Source organism: uncultured Campylobacter sp., from assembly GCF_905371695.1.
GTDB lineage: Bacteria > Campylobacterota > Campylobacteria > Campylobacterales > Campylobacteraceae > Campylobacter_A.
The window spans coordinates 1-4,477 of the sequence record NZ_CAJPMA010000112.1; the positions used below are offsets into that span (position 1 = coordinate 1).

Annotated in this window: 5 protein-coding genes; all 5 read left to right on the top strand. The window is 47.4% G+C overall.

Annotation, left to right across the window (positions count from 1 at the left end):
- Positions 1-1,095, top strand: a 1,095-nt coding sequence (locus QZ147_RS08375; RefSeq protein WP_295149240.1) for a molybdopterin dinucleotide binding domain-containing protein, incomplete at its 5' end; no start/stop codon positions are given.
- A 10-nt stretch (positions 1,096-1,105) separates the two neighbouring features.
- Complete coding sequence (locus QZ147_RS08380) at positions 1,106-1,669, top strand: 4Fe-4S dicluster domain-containing protein (RefSeq protein WP_295149242.1); 564 nt, start codon at positions 1,106-1,108, stop codon at positions 1,667-1,669.
- Positions 1,662-2,642, top strand: coding sequence for an NrfD/PsrC family molybdoenzyme membrane anchor subunit (gene nrfD, locus QZ147_RS08385; RefSeq protein WP_295149244.1), 981 nt, complete (start codon positions 1,662-1,664; stop codon positions 2,640-2,642). The genes QZ147_RS08380 and nrfD overlap by 8 nt, the downstream gene beginning before the upstream one ends.
- Before the next feature lie 203 nt (positions 2,643-2,845).
- Positions 2,846-3,514, top strand: coding sequence for a response regulator transcription factor (locus QZ147_RS08390; RefSeq protein ID WP_295149247.1), 669 nt, complete (start codon positions 2,846-2,848; stop codon positions 3,512-3,514).
- Positions 3,498-4,477, top strand: a 980-nt coding sequence (locus QZ147_RS08395) for a HAMP domain-containing sensor histidine kinase (protein ID WP_295149249.1), incomplete at its 3' end; no start/stop codon positions are given. The genes QZ147_RS08390 and QZ147_RS08395, both read left to right, overlap by 17 nt.

Consider the following 4,477-nt stretch of genomic DNA (forward strand, 5'->3'; position numbering starts at 1 on the left):
GGCAAGCATAAATTCGTAGGCCGCTCGCACGGCGTGCTAATGGATATAAACGAGGCGATTTTAAGCGAAAAGCCTTATCCCGTAAAAGGCTGGTTTAATATCCGCTTTAACCACCTAATTAACGTAGCGGGCACCGATAAAACCGTCGAGGCGCTTAAAAAGCTCGATTTTATAGTAGTTAGCGACATTTATCTAAACGATATGGCGACGTATGCGGACGTCATACTGCCTGAGAGCACCTATTTAGAGCGCGACGAGGGCATCGAAGACAAGTCCGGCTTAAAGCCCGCATACATGATCCGCAATAAAATCGTAGATCCTATCGGCGATACCAAAGACGGCGCGAGTATATTTCGCGAGCTCGCGCGCAGGATGAAGATAGACGAGCTTTATACGTGGAACGATATGCGCGAGTGGCGTATGCAGCAGGCCAAAGGCAACGTAGAATTTTTAGCCAAACTCGAAAAAGACGGCTACGTAACCTACGACGTACCGGGCCTGCTATACCGCGACAAGGGCACGGTGGAAAAATTCGTCAAGCGCTTCCCGCAAACGGCGCAACACGTCGGCGAGAACGGGCTGATGGACGCGCTGGTTAAACTAAAAACAAAAAGCGGCAAAATAGAGCTATTTAGCGAGGACGTCGAGGCGCAGTTTCCGACCTACGGCTGCTTGGGTAATATAGCGCAAAACGAAAAAGATATGGACGTATTTGACGGCTACGAGCTATGCCTAGGCAGCGGCAAAACGCCTATTCATACCAACGGCCACACGCAAAACGTGCCGTTTTTAAACGCCTTGATGTCCGTCGCGCCTATTTGGATACATCCTAACACCGCCGCTAAAAAGGGTTTAAAAGAGGGCGACAAGGTCGAGCTAAGCAACCGCTTCGGTAAAGAAACGGGTACGGTGATGCTAACGCAGGGTATTAGAGAGGACATGCTATTCGTATATCACGGTTTCGGACACGTAACTCCGGGGATGACGCGCACCGATAAAATAGGCACCAACGATAGCAAAATTTTAAATCCCGCCGAAGGTCCGGTAGCGGCTACGATGGTGCGAAACGTGGGCGTAGAGATAAGAAAAATTTAAAGGGGCGACGATGAAAAAATATATGATGATACACGACGAAAATCTATGCATCGGCTGTCAAGCCTGCTCGGTAGCTTGCCGTAGCGAAAATAACGTGCCGGACGGGCTTTACCGCCTACAAGTGCGAGCCGTAATGAAAGGGACGTTTCCAAAACTTAAAACCGACTTTACCAGACAAAGCTGCGTAATGTGCGACGATGCGCCTTGCGTAGAGGTTTGTCCGACGGGAGCGAGCTTTAAAACCGCCGAAGGCGTCACGCTGCTAAATAGCAAAATTTGCGTCAGCTGCAAATACTGCATCCTAGCCTGTCCCTACGACGCGCGCTTCGTGTTACCGGACGGCGAGATCGGCAAATGCACGTTTTGCTACGATACGCGTCTAGCTAGCGGCGAGCAGCCCGCTTGCGTGAGCGTATGCCCGACGGATGCGCTAGTTTTCGGAGACGTAAACGACGAAAATTCCGAAATTTCAAAATATCTAAAAACGGCGCGACTGCTATACCCGAAAGCCGAGCTAAACACCAAGCCTAATCTCGCGTTCGTCGCAAACCGCAAAGGAGTAAATCATGAATAATATGTGGGGGAGCGTGGCTCAATACAATGAAATTTACTGGCCGTGGCCGATCGCGCTATATCTATTTTTAGCCGGTCTTAGCGCAGGAGCGATGATGGTCGCGATATTTTTACGCGCCCGCGCGCCGCTTAGCGAAATTTCTGCGGGGCTTAAAACCGACGCCTGTTTTAAAGCGGCTGCTATTTTAGCGCCCGTTACGATTTGCGCGGGGCTAGCGCTTTTGGTGCTTGATCTTGGCAAACCGCTTAGCTTTTACTGGATACTTTTAAAATATAATTTTACGTCCGTAATGAGTATCGGCGTGGCGCTGCTTTTAGTATATACGCCCCTTGCGTTTATTTATCTGCTAGTCGCGTTTGCGCCGCAAATTTTAAAAGGCGAGGGCGCGTTTAAAATTTTAGCGCCTTTGGGCGGAGTAGCGAAATTTTTGCTAGGCTCGGCGGCGGTAAAGGTTATCGAAATTTTACTTTTCGTATTAGCCGTGGGCGTGGGCGTTTATACGGGATTTTTACTTAGCGCGATACAAAAAATAGCGCTTTGGAATAATCTTGCGCTACCGTTTTTGTTTTTGGTATCCGGATTTAGCTCGGGCGTCGCTTCTAGCGTACTTTGCGGAATGTTTTTCTTTAAAAAAGACGTCGATCCCGCCGTCGTGGCAAAGCTTTTAAGATTTGATCTAATCGCGATTTGCGCCGAAATTTTGCTTCTTATCGCGCTATTTACTCTAACGGGCGGTTCGCAAACGGGCGCGCGCGTAGTTAGCGAGGCGCTAGGCGGCGGAGCGCTAGCGGCGATGTTTTGGCTAGGCGTCGTAGGGCTGGGTCTGGCGCTGCCGATCATTATCGATTTAACCGCGCTAAGAAATCACGCCTTTAAACCCGCCGCGATAATTTTTAACGCTTTTATTGTAATCGTCGGGGTTGTTTTGTTAAGATATTACATAGTTTATGCAGGACAGCTAATCGGAGCGTGAGAAGGCTTATCTTTTTCGGCTATACGTCGCTAAATTTAAATTTAAGCTCGGCGGACTTTGCGTCTAGCCGATGCTTAAATTAAATTTCGCCTAGTTTAGCACGAAAGGCGTCGCGCCTTTGCCCGCGCTTAGCGGGTGTTAAAATTTACGATTAGTTTCGCAAGCCTGCCGGCATAAATCCCACTAAAATTTTAAGGAAAATTTTGAAAATTTTATTACTAGAAGACGACCTTGATTACCGCGAAAGCGTGTGCGAATATCTCCAAACGCTAGGATACGACGTCGATACCGCAAGCGAGGGAGCGCAGGCGTGCGACAAGATAGCAAGCGGGTTTTACCACCTTTTTATCCTCGATATCAAAGTACCCAACCTAAACGGCTACGAGGTGCTAAAATACGTCAAAAGCCTAAATATAGAAGCACCCGTAATGCTAATGACCTCGCTAACGGACGTGGGCGATATGGCGATCGGCTACGAGCTGGGCTGTAACGAGTATCTTAAAAAGCCCTTCGAGCTAGCCGAGCTAAAATTTCGCGTAAACGAGCTAATGCGGAAATACTACGGCGTAGGCGATAACGCGGTGGTGAAATTGGAGGGCGGATTTAGCTTTAACGCTATGAAGCGCGAGCTAACGAATAAAGGCGCGCACGTCGAGCTAAGCGCCAAAGAGGTCGATCTAGTCGAGTGTCTGATCGCTCACGCAGGCTCTTACGTGAGCGTAGAAGATCTAAAAGAGCAGGTCTGGGGCGAAAAGGAGATTGACGACGCGGACATTAGAATGCATGTGCTTAAAATTCGCCAAAAAACGACGCCCGAATTTATCGCTTCAAAGCGTAGAGTCGGATATAAAATAAATGCGAAAAAGCCTTAAAATTCCCGTTAGCGTTACGATTTTAATCGCGGCGCTTTTTGCTTTTCAAAGTTTTATAATATTAAATTTAAGTCAAAAAGAGGATACGTCCGAGGATTTACTCGGATTAATTAGGCAAGAGACGCAGATACGAGCGCTGTTTTTAGCTGGACAAGACCTGCCTAGCTCGGTAATTTATAAATTTGCCGTTTACGACGCGAATTTTAAGCCGGTTTTTTCGACGCTTACCAAAGAGCCCTCGGATTTTAAATTCTCGGTTTTATCTCAGGACGGGTATTTGTATTACAAGAGTTTTTTTCTTAAAAATTCGGTCCCGTTTTTTATCGTGACGGCAAAGGCGCAGGATTACTCCAAGGCGATATTTTTAACCTCTCTTACGCTAACGATGCTGCTTGCGGCGCTATTTTTTACGCTTTATCTATTTTACGTTTCAAGCGTTAAGCCCTATAAACAAATGCAAAAATATATGAATAATTTTTTTAACGACGCGATGCACGAGCTAAAAACGCCGCTGGGAGTGGCGGGTATAAACCTAGAAATGTCGGGCGCTAACGACAAATACGCCGTCCGCATCAAAAATGCGCTAAAACAAATGCAGTTAACCTATGAGGACGTGGAGTATTTTATTAAAAAAGGCTATATAAATTTTCCAAAAGAGCCGCTTGCGCTGGGCGCTTATATCTTAGAGCGCACGCAGTTTTTAAGCTCTTTGGCGCAGGCGAAAAACATAGAGCTAATTACTAACGTAGATACGGACTGCCGGACGCTAATTAGCAAATTAGCCGCGCAGCGCATTATCGATAACACGCTCACTAACGCCGTAAAATACAGCCCCAAAGATACGAAAATTTTGATAAATTTCGCGCGCGATGGCGAAGAGGCGGTATTTAGCGTGCAAGACTTCGGCATCGGCATAAAAGACGTTAAACGCGTTTGGCTGAGGTACGAGCGCGAGGATACGGC